The sequence below is a fragment of the Thioclava sp. UBA3469 genome (assembly GCF_002378135.1).
GTDB classification, from domain to species: Bacteria; Pseudomonadota; Alphaproteobacteria; order Rhodobacterales; family Rhodobacteraceae; genus Thioclava; species Thioclava sediminum.
The window spans coordinates 18,169-18,750 of record NZ_DFRG01000052.1; the positions used below are offsets into that span (position 1 = coordinate 18,169).

At 65.5% G+C, this 582-nt stretch carries 1 protein-coding gene; it reads left to right on the top strand.

Going from position 1 to position 582, the window contains the following annotated elements; all coding sequences use genetic code 11:
• Positions 1–13: 13 nt before the first annotated feature.
• A partial coding sequence (locus tag B3D39_RS03890; RefSeq protein ID WP_286789402.1) for an ABC transporter permease occupies positions 14–582 on the top strand: 569 nt, incomplete at its 3' end.

The following is a 582-nucleotide window of genomic DNA, read 5'->3' on the forward strand; positions in this document are numbered from 1 at the left end:
GAGCCGCGAAGACGTGGCGGGCCGCTCGCTCTGGGCGGATGCGCGCCGGCGGTTCTTCAACAACAAGGCCGCGATCTTCGGGCTGGGGCTTCTGGCCTTCGTCGTGGCCTTTGCGCTGTTCGGCAACCTGATCGCGGCGTGGAATAATTCCGACATCGATTACAACGTGATGGGCGATGCGACGGCGTCCGCGCCGTCCTTCGCCAACGGCCACTATTTCGGCGCCGACGATCTGGGCCGCGACCTGTTCGCGCGCACCGTGCAGGGCACGCAGATCTCGCTGCTGGTGGGGGTGATCGGCACGCTGATCGCGGTCTCCGTGGGCACGGTCTACGGCGCGATCTCGGGCTATTTCGGCGGCCGCGTCGACGGGTTCATGATGCGCCTCGTCGATATCCTGCTGGCGATCCCTTACATGTTCGTGCTGATCCTGCTGCTGGTCATGTATGGCCGCTCCATCGGGATGCTCTTTGTGGGTGTCGGGCTGATCTCGTGGCTGGAGATGGCGCGGATCGTGCGGGGGCAGACATTGACCCTGAAGAACCGCGACTATGTCGAGGCCGCGCGCGCCATCGGCGTGCC